This is a genomic window from Stenotrophomonas sp. YJH_SMC_105-26, assembly GCF_059368915.1.
In genome coordinates, this window is record NZ_JCAFSD010000001.1 from 297,358 (window position 1) to 315,245 (window position 17,888).

Consider the following 17,888-nt stretch of genomic DNA (forward strand, 5'->3'; position numbering starts at 1 on the left):
GGATAGCCGCCACGCATGAATCCGATTGTCCGCTGGTTCCACCAACTCGGTTCGCCCCCCACGTTCGACCGTTTCGCTGCCCGCTGGTCGCGGGTGTTCTACCTCGCGGCGGTGCCGGTGCTGCTGGTCGGCATGTGGCAGGCGCTGCTGGTGGTGCCACCGGAAGCCAAGCAGCTGGACAGCTTCCGCATCCTCTACATCCACGTGCCCAGTGCCTGGATGAGCCTGTTCGTCTTCGCGCTGATGGCGCTGTATGCGGCCATCGCACTGGTCTGGCGGATCAAGGTCTGCGAGATCCTGGCCATGGCCTGCGCGCCGATGGGCGCCGGCTTCACCCTGATCACCCTGTTGACCGGCAGCATCTGGGGCAAGGGCACCTGGGGCACCTGGTGGGACTGGGACCCGCGCATGACCAGCGAACTGGTACTGCTGTTCCTGTACCTGGGCGTGATCGGCCTGTACCACGCCATCGAGGACCGCCGCAGCGCCGCGCGCGCCGCTGGCCTGCTGGCCATTGTCGGTGTCAGCCTGCTGCCGGTGATCCGCTACTCGGTGGACTGGTGGGGCGGCCTGCACCAGCGCCAGTCGATCAACGTATTCGGTGAATCGGCGATCAGCAGCGCGATGATCGCGCCGCTGTGGTGGATGGTGATCGGCACCAAGTTCTGGTTCGCCGGTTCGGTGCTGGCCAAGGCCCGCGCCGACAATCTCGACCGCGAGGCCGGCAAGGCCTGGGTCGGCGGCCGCGTCGATGCCGGACGCCCGGCCCGGGAGGCCCAGCCATGACCCACCTGCCCTATGTGATCGGTGCCTACGCGGTGTTCGTGCTGGTGCTCGGCGCCGATGCCATCGGTTCGTGGCTGCGCCTGCGCGTGGCGCGCCGGCTGGCACTGGCCCGCCAGCAGCGCCAGCATACCCGCGCCGGCAGGCAGGACGCAGCGACGCCGTTGTCGACGGAGCTGGAACGATGACCCCGGTACAGCGCCGCCGCCTGGTGTGGGTGCTGCTGGCCCTGCTCGCCTCCGGCCTGGCCACCGCACTGGTGGCGATGGCACTGGAGCGCAACATCGCCTACCTGTACACGCCCTCGGAAGTGCTGCGCGGCGATGTCGATGCACAGTCGCGCTTCCGCCTCGGTGGCATGGTGGTGAAAGGTTCCTTCAACCGACCGGTCGGCTCGCTGGAGGCGCGCTTCGAGGTGACCGACGGCGACGCGCAGCTGGCGGTGACCACGTCGCGGATCCTGCCGGACATGTTCGCCGAAGGCACGGCGGTGGTCGCCAGCGGCCGCCTGCAGGACGGCACCTTTGTCGCCGACGAGGTGCTGGCCAAGCACGATGAGAAGTACGTGCCGAAGGAAGTGGCCGACAAGATGGGCGATGCCCATCGCAAGCACGACGTGCCGGTGACGGCACCCGAGGTGCGCTGAGTGCTGCCCGAACTGGGTCAGATCCTGCTGCTGTGCGCGTTGCTGGCCTCGCTGCTGCAGGCCGGCCTGCCGCTGGTCGGTGCGCAGCGCAACAATACGGCGTGGATGGCGGTGGCACGACCTGCCGCGTTCGCGCAGCTGCTGCTGGTCGCCGGCGCGTTCGCGGTACTGACCGCCGCGTTCGTGCAGCAGGACTTCTCGGTGCGCTACGTGGCCGAGAACTCCAATTCGCTGCTGCCGATGGTCTACCGCTACTCGGCGGTCTGGGGCGCGCACGAGGGCTCGCTGCTGATGTGGGCGCTGGTGCTGGCGCTGTGGACCGGCGCGGTGGCGTTGTTCTCGCGGCACTTGCCGGCACCGGTGCAGGCGCGCGTGCTGGCGGTGATGGGCGTGGTCAGCGTCGGCTTCCTCGCCTTCCTGATCTTCACCTCCAACCCGTTCCTGCGCCTGAACCCAGCACCGCTGGAAGGCCGCGACCTCAATCCGCTGCTGCAGGACCCGGGGCTGATCATCCATCCGCCCATGCTGTACCTGGGCTATGTCGGCTTTGCGGTGCCGTTCGCCTTCGCGGTTGCCGCACTGCTGGAAGGCCGCGTCGACGCACGCTGGCTGCGCTGGACGCGGCCATGGACCAACGTCGCCTGGGGCTTTTTGACCCTGGGCATCGCGCTGGGCAGCTGGTGGGCCTATTACGAGCTGGGCTGGGGCGGCTGGTGGTTCTGGGACCCGGTGGAGAACGCCAGCTTCATGCCATGGCTGGTCGGTGCGGCATTGATCCATTCGCAGGCCGTCACTGAAAAGCGCGGCACCTTCGGCAGCTGGACCCTGCTGCTGGCGATCGCCGCCTTCGCGCTGTCGCTGCTGGGCACGTTCCTGGTGCGCTCCGGCGTGCTGACCAGCGTGCATTCGTTCGCCGCCGATCCCTCGCGCGGCTTGTTCATCCTGGTGTTCCTGTCGGTGCTGGTCGGTGGCAGCCTGCTGCTGTACGCGCTGCGTGCCAGCCAGCTGAGCGTGGATGCCGAGGACCCACGCCGTGGCTTCACCGCCACCTCGCGCGAGACCCTGCTGCTGGCCAACAACCTGCTGCTGGCCACCGCCTGTGCGATGGTACTGCTCGGCACGCTGTACCCGCTGCTGGCCGATGCGCTGTCGCTGGGCAAGATCTCGGTCGGCCCGCCCTACTTCGGCAGCCTGTTCCTGCTGCTGATGGCGCCGATGATCCTGCTGCTGCCGTTCGGCCCGCTGGTGAAATGGCAGCGTGACCAGCCCTCGCGCGCCTTCGCGCTGCTGGCACCGTGGCTGGGCCTGGCGCTGCTGCTGGGCGCGCTGGCCTGGTGGCAGGCGCCGCAGAACGGGTGGAAGGCCGGCATCGGCGTGGCCGCTGCGGCCTGGGTCGCGCTCGGCACCGCACGCTTCGTCTGGCAGCGCCTGCGCGGCAATGGCCGCTTCACCGCCGAAATGCTCGGCATGATCGTCGCCCACGCCGGCATCGCCGTGTTCCTGGCCGGCGCGCTGCTGGTGGAGGCGCTGAACGTGCAGCGCGAAGTGGCGCTGGCACCAGGCCAGCAGCTGGTGGTCGGTCGCCACGAAGTGCGCTTCGAAGGCGTGGACCATCGCGAAGGCCCGAACTTCATCGCCGACCGCGGCCACCTGCGCGTGTTCCGCAACGGCCGCGAGCTGGCCCTGCTGCACCCGGAGAAGCGCCAGTACGCCAGCGGCGGCCAGGTGATGACCGAGGCCGGCATCGATGCACGCTTCAATGGTGACGTCTACGTGGCATTGGGCGAGCCGCTGGGCAACAATGCATGGGCGGTCCGGGTGCACATCAAGCCGTACGTGCGCTGGATCTGGCTGGGCGCGCTGTTGATGGCCCTGGGCGGATTCATCACCGCCGCCGATCGCCGTTTCCGTCGTCCGTAGGAGTTCCCATGTCCGAGTCCCCCACCCCGCGTCCCTCCCGCCCGCTGCCGCCGGTAGCCATCGTGATCGGCGTGCTGTTCTTCTTCGGCCTGCTCGGGCTGATGATCTACGGGGTGATGAAATCAGGCGATCCGCAGCGCGACGTACTGCCGTCGGCACTGATCGACAAACCGGCGCCGGCATTCGCGCTGCCGGTGCTGCACGACCCGGAAATGATCGTGCACAGCGACGACCTGCGCGGCGCGCCCTACCTGCTGAACGTGTGGGGCAGCTGGTGCGCGGCCTGCCGCGAAGAACACCCGGTGCTGACCCGCTTCGCGGAAAGCAAGCGTGTGCGCGTGATCGGCTACAACTGGAAGGACGACCCGACCGACGCGCTGCACTGGCTGGAACAGCTGGGCAACCCGTTCATGGTCGTGCTCAGCGATGTCGAGGGCCGCACCGCGATCGACTGGGGCGTGACCGCCGCACCGGAAACCTTCCTGGTCGATGGCAGCGGCATCGTGCGCTGGAAGTACAGCGGTGCGATGACCCAGCGCGTGGTCGACGAGAAGCTGATCCCGGCGCTGCAGAAGATCGAGAAGGCCCAGGGCAGTGCCGGCAACACCCTGCATACGGCGCCCTGAGCCCATGCGCTGGCTGCTGGCGTTGCTGCTTCTGACGCTGCCGCTGGCCGCGCTGGCCCAGCAGCCGCTGCACGATCCGCAGCCGCTGCAGTTCCGCGATGACGCCGAGGAACGCCGCTTCCATGACCTGGCCGCGCAGCTGCGCTGCGTGCAGTGCCAGAACCAGTCGCTGGCCGATTCGAACGCGCAGATCGCCCAGGACCTGCGCCGCGAGGTGCTGCAGCTGATGCAGCAGGGGCACGACGACGCACAGATCAAGCAGTTCCTGGTCGCGCGCTACGGTGAGTTCGTGCTCTATCAACCACCGTTGCAGCCGGGCACCTGGCTGCTGTGGGGTGGCCCCCTGCTGGTGCTCGGCGCCGGTGCACTGGTAGTGCTGGGCATCGTCCGCCGACGTGGACGCACCGTCGGCGCGGCGCCGGCCGGCAAGGCCGATGAAGGAGACGAATGGTGAACCATTGGCTGCCGATGCTGGCCGGGCTGGTCGCCGCGCTGATGGCAGCGCTGGTGCTGTGGCCACTGCGCCAGCGCGGTCGGCGCGGTTTCGTGGTCGGCGTGCTCGCGCTGGGCGTGGCCGGTGCCTGCCTGTATCTGCTGGTCGGTGACCCAAGGGCGGCACAGGTACAACCGACCCCGTCGGCAGCCACCCTGCGCGATGGCGTGCAGGCACTGCAGGACGCACTGGAGCGCGACCCGCAGCGTGCCGACGGCTGGGCATTGCTCGGCCGTTCGCAGGCCGAACTGGGCAACGCCGCAGCCGCGGCGGATGCCTTCGCGAGGGCCGCCGCATTGGCACCGGAAGATCCGGGCGTGCTGGTGGAAGCCGCGCAGGCGCGCGCGCAGGCTGATGCCGGCAAGCAGTTCGATGACACCGCAATGGCCTGGTTGCAGCAGGCGCGCGCACAGGCTCCCGATGCCGAGCGCGCCAGTTGGCTGCTGGGCATCGCCCTGCTCCAGCGCGGAAGGAACGCCGAGGCCGCGGATGTGTGGAGCGGCCTGCTGCCACGACTGGAGCCGGGTGCCGCGCAGGCGCTGCAGGCACAGATCGCCATCGCGCGCGAGGCCGCTGGCCAGGCGCCCGATGCTGGCGCTGCGGCGCCACCGGCGCTGCTGCAGGTGCGCGTGCAGCTGCCGGCACTGAAGAACGCCGAGTGGCCAGCCAGCACCCAGGTGTTCGTGCTGGCCCGTGCCGTCGGCGGCCCGCCGATGCCGGTGGCCGCTCGCAAGCTGCCGCTGAGCGGATTCCCAGACACGGTCGGGCTGGGCGACGGTGACAGCCCGATGCCGACCGCACCGCTGTCGGCCCATCGCGAAGTGGAAGTGGTGGCACGCATCTCGCGCAGCGGCAGCGCCAACCGCAGCGAGGACGACCTGCAGAGCGTTCCGGTGAAGGTAAGCCTGCCCCACGACGGTGTTGTGGAGCTGCGCTTCCCTTGACCTGTAGAGCCGAGCCCATGCTCGGCTGCCCGGCGCCGGCAACTCAACCGCAGCCGAGCATGGGCTCGGCTCTACAGTAGATCCACGCCATGCGTGGATGCGACGGTCCGGTCCGCGTCCATCCATGGAAACCAGCGTGTCGCCAGCTCCACATGCGGCCCCGCTAGAATGACTGCATGACCGAATTCATCCCGCCCGGCACCCGCTTCCACGCCCTGCCCTCGCCGTTCCCGTTCAAGCGCGGTGGCGCCCTGCATGGCGCACGCGTGGCCTACGAGACCTGGGGAACGCTGGCCGCTGACGCCAGCAATGCGATCCTGATCGTGACCGGCCTGTCGCCGGATGCGCATGCGGCGGCCAACGAGGCCAATCCGGCGCCGGGCTGGTGGGAAGCGATGGTTGGCCCCGGCAAACCCATCGATACCCGCCGCTGGTTCGTGGTCTGCGTGAATTCGCTGGGCAGCTGCAAGGGATCGACCGGCCCCGCCTCGATCAACCCGGCCAGCACTGAGCCCTACCGCCTGGACTTCCCCGAGCTGTCGATCGAAGACGGCGCTCGCGCCGCGATCGAAGTCGTGCGTGCGCTGGGCATCGCGCAGCTGGCCTGCGTGGTCGGCAATTCCATGGGCGGGATGACTGCGCTGGCCGTGCTGATGCTGCACCCAGGCATCGCGCGCAGCCACGTCAACATTTCCGGCAGTGCGCAGGCGCTGCCGTTCTCGATCGCGATCCGCTCGCTGCAGCGCGAGGCGATCCGTCTCGACCCGCGCTGGAATGGCGGCCACTACGACGATGCCGAGTACCCCGAGTCCGGCATGCGCATGGCGCGCAAGCTGGGCGTGATCACCTACCGCTCGGCACTGGAATGGGATGGCCGCTTCGGCCGCGTGCGGCTGGATTCGGACCAGGCCGACGACGATCCGTTCGGCCTGGAATTCCAGGTGGAAAGCTATCTGGAAGGCCACGCACGGCGCTTCGTGCGTTTCTTCGATCCCAACTGCTATCTGTACCTGAGCCGTTCGATGGACTGGTTCGACCTGGCCGAGTACGCCGACGGCGACGTGCTGGCCGGGCTGGCGAAGATCCGGGTGGAGAAGGCACTGGCCATCGGTGCCAACACCGACATCCTGTTCCCGGTGCAGCAGCAGCAACAGGTCGCCGACGGCCTGCGTGCCGGCGGTGCCGATGCGCGCTTCATCGGCCTGGAATCGCCACAGGGCCATGATGCCTTCCTCGTCGATTTCGAGCGTTTCGGCCCGGCCGTGCGCGGCTTCCTCGACGCGCTGTAAGTGTCGTGGCGGCGTAACCTCGCGCTGGCCGCCTTCGGCGCGCTGACCGCCTTGATGATCAGCGGTGTGCTGCCGTTGTGGCTGGGTGGCTGGTGCCTGCTGGCCAGTGCGGTGTCGTTCGGCCTCTATGGCCATGACAAGCGCGCGGCGCAGCGAAAGCGATGGCGCATTCCCGAGCGCACCCTGCAGCTGCTGGCCTTCGCCGGAGGCTGGCCCGGCGCGCTGCTGGGCCAGGCGCTGTTCCGCCACAAGCATCGCAAAGCCGCATTCCAGTGGGTGTTCTGGCTGTGCGTGCTGGCCAACGTGGCCTCGATCGCGGTGATGCTGCGCGAGTTCTCCCATTGACCGGCCTGTAGAGCCGAGCCCATGCTCGGCTGGCTTGCTTCCGGAGCCGAGCATGGGCTCGGCTCTACAGTAGATCCACGCCATGCGTGGATGTGCCGACCAAGGTCGGCATCTACCGAAGCACTTCGCGCTCCAACACCCCATCGCGCAACCGGTACTGCGCATCGACCACGCCTTCGGGCAGGTCGTCGTGGGTGATCATCAGCAGGCTGCGCCCGTCCAGCAACCCGGAAAGGTCCTGCAACAGCGCACGTGCGGAATCCACGTCCAGGCCTTCGGTGGGTTCGTCCAGCAGCAGGATCGGCGCATTGCGCAGCAGCGCGCGCGCCAGTGCCAACCGCCGCGCCTGGCCGGCCGACATCGTCGCGCCGTTCTCGCCCACCCAGGCCTGCAGGCCACCGTTGCGCTCGGCCCAGTCGCCCAGGCGCACGCGACGCAGGACCGCCCACAACGCGGCATCACGGGCGTCGGGATCCCCCAGCCGCAGGTTCTCGGCCACGGTACCGGCAAACACCGGTGCGTTCTGCGGAAGCCAGGCCAGCTGGCGGTGCCACTCGGCCTGGGCGACGTCGCGCAGGTCGCGTCCGCCATAGGTGATTCGCCCCTGTTGCGGATCCCACAACCGCAGCAGCAGGCTGGACAGCGTGGTCTTGCCACTGCCGCTGTCGCCACGGATCGCGATGCGTTCTCCCGGCGCCAGGGTCAGCTGCAGGCCGGACAACACCGGCCGCGCGGCACCTGGCCACTGGAAGTGCACGTCATCCCAATGCACGTGCGCCGCCTGGGGTACCGGCTGCGGCGTCTGCGGATCCTCCACCGTCGGCGGTTGTTCGACGATGGCCTGCAGGCGGTCAGCAGCAACGCGCCCGGACTGCAGCGACTGCCAGGCCAGGCCCATGCCGGCCCAAAGTTCGATCAGCGCCACGGTCAGGAAGACGAGGCCCGCGGCCATTTCCGGCGCGATGTGCTGCTGTTCGGTGGCGTGCAGGGCCAACGCCAGCATCGCCACCAGGCCCAGCCCCGCCACCAGGCCGTGCAGGGTCGAGGCCGCGATCAGGCGCCAACGCCGACGACGATCACGCGAGGCCAGCTGCTTGGCGGCCACGCGTACCTTCAGCTGCCAAGCCGCATCGGCATGCAGCGCAGCCAGGTCACCGGCCCCCTCCAGCCCTTCGAATGCAGCGGTGCGCAACGCCGCGCGGTGCGCGGCACGATCGGCCTCTTCGTCGTCATGGCCACGCACGCCCAGCCACGGCACGCCGAAGGCGATCAGCAGCGCCAGCACCGCCAGCAGTACCGCCGCCGAGGGCAGGATCAGCGCTGCCGAGGCAACCGCCACCAGCGACAGCGCGCCCAGCGCCACCAGCGGCCCGATCGCACGCACCAGCAGCCCATCCACTTCGCCGATGTCCCCCAGCAGCCGCGCCAGCAGCTCGCCGGTGCGCGTGGCGCCCAATCGTGCCGGCGCCAGTGGCAGCGCGCGGCGGAAGAACCACACGCGCAGGTCGCGGGCGATGCGCAGCGTGGCATCGTGGCCGACCAGCTTTTCGAAGTAGCGCGACACGATGCGCGCCATGGTCAGGCCACGGATGCCGGCCGAGGGTGAGAAGAAGTTGAAGCCCTGGCCGAGGCCCGCCGCACCGGCCAGCGCGGCAGCGGTCAGGAAGCCACCGGACAGGCCCAGCAGTGCGGTGCCGGCCAGCATCGTGGTCCACAGCAGCAGCAGGGTCAGCAGCAGGCGCGGACGATGGCGCAGGAACACGGCGCGCAGCGAATCGGGCGAACGGCTCACGCGCGCACCGCCTGTGCCGGTTCCACCAGCCGGCCTTCCGGCAACAGCAGGCAACGGTCGGCCCACGCGATCACGGCCGGGCTGTGGGTGGCGACAACCACGCTGCGGCCACGTGCATAGGCGGCCAGGCTGCGCAGCAACGCCGCTTCGGTATCGGCATCGAGGAACGCGGTCGGTTCGTCCAGCAGCAGCACCTGCGGGTCGCGCAGCAGCAGGCGGGCCAGGCCGATGCGGCGCGCTTCGCCACCGGACAGGCCGAAACCACGCTCGCCGATCACCGTATCCAGCCCCTGCGGCAGGCGCTGTGCGAACTGCAGTACCTGCGAGGCCTCGGCCACCGCGCGCAGGCGCGCATCGCTGGCGCCGGGATCGGCCAGGCGCAGGTTGTCGGCGATGCTGCCGTGGAACAGGTACGGTCGCTGGCTGGCATAGGCCACCTGCACGCCGGGGCGCAGCTGCAGCTTGCCGGCACGCGGCGGCAACCAACCGGCCAGCGCCTCCAGCAGCGTGCTTTTGCCGGACCCGCTGGGACCGACCAGGGCCAGGCGCTGGCCCGGCTCCAGCAGCAGGTCCAGATCCCGCAGCACATCCTGCGGCGCCCCCAACGGGCGCAGTACCAGTCCTTGCGCCTGCAGTGGCGGCAAGGCGGCCTCGGCCGGCTCCACCGCCAGCGGCGCAACCTCGTTCTCGATCAGGCCCTGCTCGTCCGGCAGCGACTGCAGCAGGCGTTCCACTTCGGCGGCGGCGGCCAGTGCATTGGCGCGATCGTGGTAGTGCGCAGCCAGCCGTCGCAGCGGCGCATAGAACTCCGGCGCCAGCAGCAGGCAGAACAGGCCCGCACCCAGCGTCGGCACCGCTGCATGCAGCGACATCATGCCCAGATAGCTCAGGCCCAGGTACAGCGCCACCATCGCCACGCTCACCGAGGCGAAGAATTCCAGCACGGTGGACGACAGGAAGGCGATGCGCAGCACCTTCAGGGTGCGCACGCGCACGCCTTCGGCGGCGGCCTCGATGCCGGCCAGTTCGGCTTCGCCGCGGCCATACAGGCGCAGCAGGCCCAGGCCCTTGATGCGGTCGGCGAAATGGCCGCTCATGCGCGCCAGTTCGCCCAGCTGCGCGCGCCCGGCGGCTTCAGCGCCCCAGCCCACCAGCATCATGAAGAACGGCACCAGCGGCGCGGTGAACAGCAGGATCAGCGCCACCACCCAGTCCACCCAGGCGACAGCGGCCAGGATCAGCAGCGGCACCACCACCACTTCGGTGCGCACCGGCAGGAAGCCGCTGTAATAGCTCTCGATCGCATCACCGTGATGCAGCATCAGTTCGCCCAGTTCACCGGTGCGGCGCTGCCGCAGCCAGAGCGGGCCCTGGCCCAGCAGGCGCGCGAACACGCGTTCGCGCAGTGCCAGCCGGGCGGCGTCGGCCACGTCACCGGCGGCGGCCTGGGTGGCGCTGCCCAGCAGGGTGCGCAGCACCAGGATCACCGCCAATCCCGCCAGCACCGGCAGGCCAGAGGCCAGCGGCACGCGCTCCACCAGCACCTGCTGCACCAGCCAGGCGATGGCGGCAGCCTGGCCGATCAACAGCGCGCCGGACAGGCTGATGCACAGCGCGGCCAAGCGCTGGCGGCCCCGGGCGGAGCGTGCCAGGTCGGCCAGCCAGGCCATGCGCACACGCCGCTGGCGGGCGGTTTCAGCTTCCGGGGACAGGCCGTCAGGGGTCGTTTCGGCAGCGCTCAAGAGGTCTTCACGGGCAGCGGGGGAGACACGGCATTGTAGGCGCAGGCAATAGCCCGCCCCTGCGGCCGGCGGTCGCAGTCTTCATCAGGTTGGCATACGATCAACCGGGGCACCTGTTCATACATTGATCTGGATCAAGGCTGTTTGAAGTAGTCGGTCACATCATTCACGTCGTAGACCACCCTTCCCGCCACCTGCAACGGCACTATCCAACGAGGTAGCCAGGCCATGATTGATCAGACAGTCGTAGAACTGTCGCGGCTGCAATTCGCGCTGACCGCGATGTACCACTTCCTATTCGTACCGCTCACCCTCGGCCTGTCCTTCATGGTGGCCATCATGGAGAGCGTGTACGTGATGACCGGCAAGGAGATCTGGCGCAGGATGACCCTGTTCTGGGGCGTCCTGTTCGGCATCAACTTCGCCATGGGCGTTGCCACCGGCATCGTCATGGAATTCCAGTTCGGCATGAACTGGTCCTACTACAGCCACTACGTGGGTGACATCTTCGGTGCGCCACTGGCGATCGAAGGCCTGATGGCGTTCTTCCTGGAAGCGACCTTCGTCGGCCTGTTCTTCTTCGGCTGGAACCGCCTGAGCAAGGTCAAGCACCTGATGGTGACCTGGCTGATGGCGCTGGGGACCAACCTGTCGGCGATCTGGATCCTGGTGGCCAATGGCTGGATGCAGAACCCGACCGGTGCGGTGTTCAACCCGGAAACCATGCGCATGGAAGTGGTCGACTTCATGGCGGTGGTGTTCAACCCGGTGGCGCAGGCCAAGTTCGTGCACACCGTCAGCGCCGGCTACGTGACCGGTGCGGTGTTCGTGATGGCGATCAGCGCCCTGTTCCTGCTGCGCAACAAGCACAAGGACCTGGCCCGTCGTTCGTTTGCGGTGGCCGCGGCGTTCGGCCTGCTGTCATCGCTGTCGGTGGTCGTGCTGGGTGACGAGAGCGGTTACGCCGCCAGCGAACACCAGAAGATGAAGCTGGCCGCGATCGAGGCGATGTGGGAGACCGAGCGTGCGCCGGCCGACTTCACCGCCTTCGGCATCCCCAACCAGGAGACTCACCAGAACGACTACGCGGTGAAGATCCCCTACCTGATGGGCCTGATCGCCACCCGCTCGTTGAACCAGCCGATTCCCGGCATCCTGGAACTGGTCGAGCGCGCCGAACACCGCGTGCGTGGCGGCCAGCTGGCCTACGGTGCATTGGAACGCCTGCGCGCCAACAAGAACGACGTTGAAGCGCGCGAGATGTTCGACCGCCACTGGCAGGACCTGGGCCACGGCCTGCTGCTCAAGCGCTATCGCGATGACATCCTCAACGCCACCCCGCAGGAGATCTCGCAGGCGGCGATGGACACGGTGCCGCGCGTGATGCCGTTGTTCTGGACCTTCCGCGTGATGGCCGGCCTGGGCTTCTACCTGATCGCCTTCTTCGCACTGGCCTTCTACTACTCGTGCCGCAACAACTTCCAGGACAAGCGCTGGTTCCTCAAGCTGGCCCTGTGGACGCTGCCGGCACCGTGGATCGCGATCGAGTGCGGCTGGTTCGTGGCCGAGTATGGTCGCCAGCCGTGGGCGGTCGATGGCGTGCTGCCGACCTTCTATGCGGCGTCGGGCCTGGCCCTGCATGAAATCGTGCTGACCCTGGCCGGCTTCACTGCCATCTACACCGCGCTGATCGTGGTCGAGATCAAGCTGATGCTCAAGGCGATCCGCAAGGGTCCGGACGAGGTGCTGCCGTCGCTGCAGTCGCCCCAGCCGCATGCTTCCCACAATGCCTCGGCGCCGGCCGCCGGCCAGGCCTGAGGCAGGAGAACCAAGATGGATTTCATTCTTCTGGACTACACCACGCTGCGCGTGATCTGGTGGCTGCTGCTCGGCATCCTGCTGATCGGTTTCGCCGTGATGGATGGTTTCGACCTGGGCGTGGGCACCCTGCTGCCCTTCGTCGCCCGCAACGACGCTGAGCGCCGGCTGGTGATCAATACCATTGGTCCGGTCTGGGAAGGCAACCAGGTGTGGCTGATCCTGGGCGGCGGCGCGATCTTCGCCGCCTGGCCGCCGCTCTACGCGGTCAGCTTCTCCGGGTTCTACCTGGCGATGTTCGTGATCCTGTTCGCCCTGATCCTGCGTCCGGTCGGCTTCAAGTTCCGCAGCAAGATGCCCAGCGAGCGCTGGCGCAACACCTGGGACTGGGCGCTGTTCATCGGTGGCTTCATACCGGCGCTGATCATGGGCGTGGCGGTGGGCAACGTGGTGCTGGGCGTGCCGTTCCACTTCGATGACAGCATGCGCATCTTCTACACCGGCTCGTTCTTCGGCCTGCTGATGCCCTTCGCACTGCTGGCCGGCCTGCTCAGCGTGTCGATGCTGGTCGCCCACGGTGCCGCCATGCTGGTGCTGAAGACCGACGGCCCGGTGGCCGAGCGTGCGGCCCGCTTCGGCAGCATCGCCGCGATCATCGCTTTCGTGCTCTTTGCGGTCGGCGGCGCCTGGGTGGCCTTCGGCCTGCCGGGTTACCAGATCAGCTCGCAGGTGGTCACCGACGGCGCCACCAATCCGCTGCTGAAGACCGCCGAACTCGGCGCCGCCGGTGGCTGGATGCGCAACTACAGCACGATGCCGGCCACGATCCTGGCCCCGCTGCTCGGCCTGGCCGGCCTGCTCGCCAGTGCGGTGCTGCTGCGTGCCCGCCGCGGCGGCCTGGCCTTCATTGCCTCCGGTGCGGCCATCGCCGGCATCATCCTGACCGTCGGCTTCGCCATCTTCCCGTTCCTGCTGCCGTCCTCGAGCCAGCCCACCTCCAGCCTGACCGTGTGGGATGCCTCGTCCAGCCACCTGACCCTGTGGATCATGCTGCTGGCCACGGCGGTGTTCCTGCCGATCATCCTCGCCTACACCACCTGGGTGTACCGCGTGCTGAAGGGCAAGACCACCACCGAAGAGATGGGCAACAACCCGAACGCGTATTGATTGCTTGCACGTGTGCCGACCAACGGTCGGCACCTACCCGGAATGAAGGAGACTGATCATGTGGTATTTCGCCTGGATTCTCGGTGCCGGCCTCGCCTCGACGGTGGCCATCCTCAACGGCATGTGGTTCGAAGCCCGCGAGCAGAACCGCATCGAGAAAGAAAAACGTCGCTGAGCTGTAAAAAAACCTTGCCGCCTTGGCCTTCACACGGTATCTTAGGCGGCTCCTTCGGGGTGTAGCTCAGTCTGGTAGAGCGCTACGTTCGGGACGTAGAGGTCGCAGGTTCGAATCCTGTCTCCCCGACCACTTCGGTGGTCGCATTGAAGCCTGGTGAAGTCGTCCAGGCTTTTTTGTTCCCTGAAGTGGCACTGCTTCGGCAGTGTGAAGAAAACAGCATTCACCCCTTGCCGCCATCGGGGTGAATCGCTAGAATAGGCGGCTCCCTTCGGGGTGTAGCTCAGTCTGGTAGAGCGCTACGTTCGGGACGTAGAGGTCGCAGGTTCGAATCCTGTCTCCCCGACCACTTCGGTGGTCACCAAGAAGCCTGGAAGACATCACTGTCCTCCGGGTTTTTTTTGTATCAGGCACCTGGCCGCCCGCATGACGGGACCTTGCCGGAGCCCGCACGTACAATGGCCGCGCTGCCGGCCCGCCAGCAGCCCCTCCCCCACCTGCCGCTTCGGCGTAGACCGATGCCGGCGCTGCATGCCATTGCCCCGGCGTGCGACACCTGCAAGGACCACCGATGAGTTCCTCCCCTTCCGATTCGCCGTCGCTGCTGCACGGCCGCGTCCTCGCATTCGCCGCGATCCTGCTGGCAGCGATCAACCTGCGCACCGCGGTCACCTCGATCACCCCGCTGCTGGACGTGCTCGGCCAGCAGTTCGGTTTCGGTACCACCATGACCGGCGTGCTGGGGATGCTGCCGACCGCGTCGTTCGCACTGTTCGGCGTGGCCACGCCGGCACTGGCGCGGCGCCTCGGGCTGGAGCGCACCACGCTGCTGGCGATGGTGATGGCGATGGCCGGCCTGCTGCTGCGTTCCAGCGCCGGCAACGTCGGCACGCTGCTGTTGGGTTCGGTGGTGGCACTGGCCGGCATGGGCATCGGCAACGTGGTGGTGCCGCCGCTGGTGAAGCGCTATTTTGCCAACAAGGTCGGCACCATGAGCACGCTCTACATCAGCGTGCTGCAGCTGGGCACGATGCTGCCGGCACTGCTGGCGGTGCCGGTGGCCAACGCCGCAGGCTGGCGCGTGTCGCTGGGCATGTGGGCGCTGCTGGCGCTGGCTGCCGCACTGCCGTGGCTGGTGCTGGCCACGCGCGCGCCGAAGCCGCAGTCCGACGTGTCCGATCCGACCGCGCAGCCGCACGGCAAGGTCTGGCGCACGTCACTGGGCTGGAGCATGACGCTGATGTTCGGCATGACCTCGCTGATGACCTACTCGATGTTCACCTGGCTGCCGCGCATCGTGGTCGAGGCCGGTGGCACGCCCGCGTTCGGTGGCGTGATGGTCGCCGTGTTCTCGGCGCTGGGCCTGCTGCCATCGCTGGTCATTCCGTCGATGGCGGTGCGCATGCAGAACCCGTTCCCGCTGGTGCTGATTGGCTTCTTCTCGTTCGTGATCGCCTTCACCGGCCTGCTGCTGGCACCGATGAAGGCCCCCCTGCTGTGGGCCTGCCTGCTCGGCGTCGGCCCATCCACCTTCCCGCTGGCACTGACCCTGATCAACCTGCGCACCCGCACCCCGACCGGCTCGGCGGCGCTGTCCGGCTTCATGCAGGGCGTGGGCTACAGCTTCAGCTGCCTGGGCCCGTTCCTGGTCGGCTGGCTGCACACGGTCAGCGATGGCTGGACCCTCCCGTTCAGCTTCCTGTTCGGCTGCGCCGCCCTGATGCTGTGCGCTTCGTGGGTGGCCTGCAAGCCGCGCAAGCTGGAAGATCTCTGGTAAGCCACGTGGGGCGCGCAACCGGGCCCACCTACCATTCGTCAGCCCGTCTGCGCATTTTGACGCCGGGCTGACAATTCCGGGCGGATAGTGCCCACGAATGCCCATCCTTGCCGCGTGCCGGCATCGGGCATGGGGGCGGCAGCGCCGCCCGGGCCACCACTCGGTGTGCGGGGGACTTTCGTTTCAGACAAGACATCGCAGGTCGCTGTCCGGGTTGTATCCGTCTTCGCTGGGCGGGAATGCACGAAGGGAGTGACGCGGGCCACGGCCACGCCAAAAGCTGGCATGTGATGTGCGTCACATTTTTCAGGTTGTCTGGTTCGGAAGCCAAGGGGGTCCCCAATGGTTGTCCACCGCCGGCTGGCGCTCTGCGTCGGCCTCGCCTGCACCGCCCTGGCCTGGGCCAGCAGCGCTGCACCGCCCGACCGCGAAGCAGCGTTGGCCGAGATCGGCCGCTATCGAGACCAGGCGCGTTGGCTGGACGCCCTGGGCGCGATCGAGCGCGCCAGCCAGCAGCAACCCAACGACGACCTGCTGTTCAAGCTACGCGTATTGACGCTGGGCGACATCGGCAACGCCTGGCGTGCGTGGGAGCTGTACCAGCAGCGCCCGCAACTGTTCGACGCTGCGCAGAAACAGCGCCTGGAAGGCGACTACCTGGCCAAGCTGGTGGTCTGGAGCCTGGCCTACAGCAGCAGCGAGGACAGCCGCCTGGAAGAAGCCGAATCGACCCTGGCCCGCATGCAGCGCTACCTCGGCGGCGAAGGCACGCCGCCCTCGCAGGCACCACTGCGGATCCGCATGGACCGGCTGGTCCTGCTCAACCGGCTGGGCCGCCATGCACAGGTCCGCGAGGAAGCGCGGGCACTGCAGGCCGAAGGCCACACCCTGCCCGACTACGTGCTGCCCGCAGTGGGCGATTCGTTGATGGGCACCCTGCACCCTGAAGAAGCCATCCCGGTGCTGCAGGCGGCCGTCGCTGGCGACCCGACGCGCGACGCCTCGCATTCGGAACTGGCTTACGCCTACCTGGAAAGCGAGCAGCAGGAAAAGGCCATCGACCTGCTGCAGGCATGGCGCGACAAGGAGCCGGCGTGGCGCTGGAGCAACGGCAAGTCGCCGTACGCGAACTGGTCGCGCTACGAGGCCGATCTCAACCTGGCGATGGTGCGCGCCTACAGCGGCGACCTGCACACCGCGCAGCACGACCTGGAGTCGATGGTCGAGATCGCACCCGGCAACGGCGGGCTGCAGAGTGCGCTGGGCAGCGTCTACATGATGCGCGGCTGGCCACGCCGGGCGCTGCAGCGCCAGCAGATGGCACACGCGCTCGATCCGCGGGACATCGAACCGCGGCTGGGCATGGAAGAGGCCTATGTCGCCCTGCAGCGCGACGACCTGGCGCGGCCGCTGCACGATGACCTGGTCGCACGCTACCCCACCCAGCCGGCAGTCGAACGCATGGACCAGGCCTGGCGCGCGCATCGCGGCTGGCAGCTGAAGGCATGGACCGACATCGGCCGCAGCTCCGGGGGCGGTGGTACTTCGCCCCTGGGCAACAACGACCGCCACTACGGCGTGGACGTGGAGACGCCGGTCCTTGATGACCGTTGGCGGTTGTTCGCCCTCGCCGACCGTCGCGTGACCGACTTCCAGGACCAGCGCATCGATCCCCTGTGGCTGGGTGCGGGCGTGCGTTACCGCTTCGGGCAACTGGATGCGGAAGCGGCGGTCCTGCGCGCCAACGATCACATCGGCGACACCGGCCTGCGCGTCGGCGTCGGCTGGCAGTTCAACGATTCCTGGCACGCCGGCGTGGTGGTCGCACGCAATGACCCGGAGGCCTCGATGCAGGCGCGCGCGGCCGGCATCACCGCCGACAGCGTGAGCGCACAGGTGGACTACCGGCGCAGCGAGCTCACCCACTGGACGTTCGGCGCGAGCCGCTTCCGCTATGACGACGGCAACCACCGCGAGCTGTTCGGCACCAGCGTCCAACAGCGCCTGCTGACCCGCCCACGCTGGCTGGTCGATGGCCTGGCCAGTGCCTACACCAGTCGCGGCAGCCGCGATGATGCGCCCTACTTCAACCCGAAGCGCGACCGCATGGTCGAGATCGGCCTGCGCATCGACCAGCAGCTGTGGCGGCACTACGAGCGCCACTTCCGGCACCGGCTGACCGTCTCGCTGGGTGACTACTGGCAGGACGGCTTCGGCAGCGCGTTGGTGCCGTCGGTGTCCTACATGCACGAGTGGCAGCTGGGCCCTGGCCGCGTGTTCGAGTATGGCGTGCGGTGGTCACGACCGGTCTACGACGGCCATCGCGAGCGCCATATCGGCTTCGAAGCCGCATTGCGCTGGGGAGACTGAC

General features: G+C 68.2%; 16 protein-coding genes and 2 tRNA genes. 16 read left to right on the forward strand and 2 right to left on the reverse strand.

Annotated features, from left to right (window positions below; all coding sequences use genetic code 11):
- Nucleotides 1-15: 15 nt before the first annotated feature.
- The 9 genes from ccmC (at nt 16) to AC5P7F_RS01525 (ending at nt 7,046) form a co-directional block, all read left to right on the forward strand.
- The gene (ccmC, locus tag AC5P7F_RS01485) at nt 16-786 is read left to right on the forward strand and encodes a heme ABC transporter permease CcmC (RefSeq protein ID WP_032960090.1); all 771 of its coding nucleotides are present in this window, start codon (nt 16-18) and stop codon (nt 784-786) included.
- Complete coding sequence (locus AC5P7F_RS01490) at nt 783-971, forward strand: heme exporter protein CcmD (RefSeq protein ID WP_046431684.1); 189 nt, start codon at nt 783-785, stop codon at nt 969-971. Before ccmC ends, AC5P7F_RS01490 begins: the two co-directional genes overlap by 4 nt.
- Entirely contained in the window at nt 968-1,429 is a 462-nt protein-coding gene (ccmE, locus tag AC5P7F_RS01495; RefSeq protein WP_014647764.1) for a cytochrome c maturation protein CcmE, read from the forward strand. Before AC5P7F_RS01490 ends, ccmE begins: the two co-directional genes overlap by 4 nt.
- Nucleotides 1,430-3,349, forward strand: coding sequence for a heme lyase CcmF/NrfE family subunit (locus AC5P7F_RS01500; protein ID WP_049420105.1), 1,920 nt, complete (start codon nt 1,430-1,432; stop codon nt 3,347-3,349).
- Nucleotides 3,350-3,357: 8 nt separating this feature from the next.
- Complete coding sequence (locus AC5P7F_RS01505) at nt 3,358-3,975, forward strand: DsbE family thiol:disulfide interchange protein (protein WP_014647766.1); 618 nt, start codon at nt 3,358-3,360, stop codon at nt 3,973-3,975.
- A 4-nt stretch (nt 3,976-3,979) separates the two neighbouring features.
- Nucleotides 3,980-4,429 (forward strand): cytochrome c-type biogenesis protein, encoded by a 450-nt coding sequence (locus tag AC5P7F_RS01510; protein ID WP_049405998.1) that lies wholly within the window; start codon nt 3,980-3,982, stop codon nt 4,427-4,429.
- Nucleotides 4,423-5,412 carry a c-type cytochrome biogenesis protein CcmI/CycH gene (locus tag AC5P7F_RS01515; RefSeq protein WP_164077490.1) on the forward strand — a complete coding sequence of 330 codons (990 nt, stop codon included), beginning with the start codon at nt 4,423-4,425 and terminating at the stop codon, nt 5,410-5,412. The genes AC5P7F_RS01510 and AC5P7F_RS01515 overlap by 7 nt, the downstream gene beginning before the upstream one ends.
- 176 nt (nt 5,413-5,588) lie before the next feature.
- Entirely contained in the window at nt 5,589-6,701 is a 1,113-nt protein-coding gene (gene metX / locus AC5P7F_RS01520; RefSeq protein WP_164077491.1) for a homoserine O-acetyltransferase MetX, read from the forward strand.
- On the forward strand, nt 6,702-7,046 hold the full coding sequence (locus AC5P7F_RS01525; protein ID WP_164077492.1) for a DUF1294 domain-containing protein: 345 nt from the start codon (nt 6,702-6,704) through the stop codon (nt 7,044-7,046). It begins immediately after the preceding gene.
- Between the two features lie 112 nt (nt 7,047-7,158).
- On the opposite strand, the gene cydC is transcribed toward AC5P7F_RS01525, so the two are convergent.
- Nucleotides 7,159-8,838, reverse strand: a complete 1,680-nt coding sequence (gene cydC / locus AC5P7F_RS01530; RefSeq protein ID WP_164077493.1) for a thiol reductant ABC exporter subunit CydC — start codon at nt 8,836-8,838, stop codon at nt 7,159-7,161.
- Nucleotides 8,835-10,580: a thiol reductant ABC exporter subunit CydD gene (gene cydD / locus AC5P7F_RS01535; RefSeq protein WP_164077494.1), complete on the reverse strand. Its 1,746-nt coding sequence runs from the start codon at nt 10,578-10,580 to the stop codon at nt 8,835-8,837. The genes cydC and cydD overlap by 4 nt, the downstream gene beginning before the upstream one ends.
- A 228-nt stretch (nt 10,581-10,808) precedes the next feature.
- Here cydD and AC5P7F_RS01540 point away from each other — a divergent pair, with 228 nt between their 5' ends.
- The 7 genes from AC5P7F_RS01540 (at nt 10,809) to pgaA (ending at nt 17,887) form a co-directional block, all read left to right on the forward strand.
- On the forward strand, nt 10,809-12,398 hold the full coding sequence (locus tag AC5P7F_RS01540; protein ID WP_005410352.1) for a cytochrome ubiquinol oxidase subunit I: 1,590 nt from the start codon (nt 10,809-10,811) through the stop codon (nt 12,396-12,398).
- Nucleotides 12,399-12,413: 15 nt separating this feature from the next.
- A complete protein-coding gene (gene cydB / locus AC5P7F_RS01545) occupies nt 12,414-13,565 on the forward strand; it encodes a cytochrome d ubiquinol oxidase subunit II (protein ID WP_164077495.1) in 1,152 nt (383 codons plus the stop codon).
- Between the two features lie 58 nt (nt 13,566-13,623).
- On the forward strand, nt 13,624-13,740 hold the full coding sequence (cydX, locus tag AC5P7F_RS01550) for a cytochrome bd-I oxidase subunit CydX (protein WP_495204127.1): 117 nt from the start codon (nt 13,624-13,626) through the stop codon (nt 13,738-13,740).
- A 55-nt stretch (nt 13,741-13,795) separates the two neighbouring features.
- Nucleotides 13,796-13,872, forward strand: a tRNA-Pro gene (locus AC5P7F_RS01555).
- Nucleotides 13,873-14,012: 140 nt separating this feature from the next.
- Nucleotides 14,013-14,089: transfer RNA gene (locus AC5P7F_RS01560), tRNA-Pro, on the forward strand.
- 222 nt (nt 14,090-14,311) lie between these two features.
- Nucleotides 14,312-15,517, forward strand: coding sequence for a CynX/NimT family MFS transporter (locus tag AC5P7F_RS01565; RefSeq protein WP_032956113.1), 1,206 nt, complete (start codon nt 14,312-14,314; stop codon nt 15,515-15,517).
- Nucleotides 15,518-15,859: 342 nt separating this feature from the next.
- Nucleotides 15,860-17,887 carry a poly-beta-1,6 N-acetyl-D-glucosamine export porin PgaA gene (gene pgaA / locus AC5P7F_RS01570; protein ID WP_164077496.1) on the forward strand — a complete coding sequence of 676 codons (2,028 nt, stop codon included), beginning with the start codon at nt 15,860-15,862 and terminating at the stop codon, nt 17,885-17,887.
- The last annotated feature ends 1 nt before the right edge of the window (nt 17,888 follow it).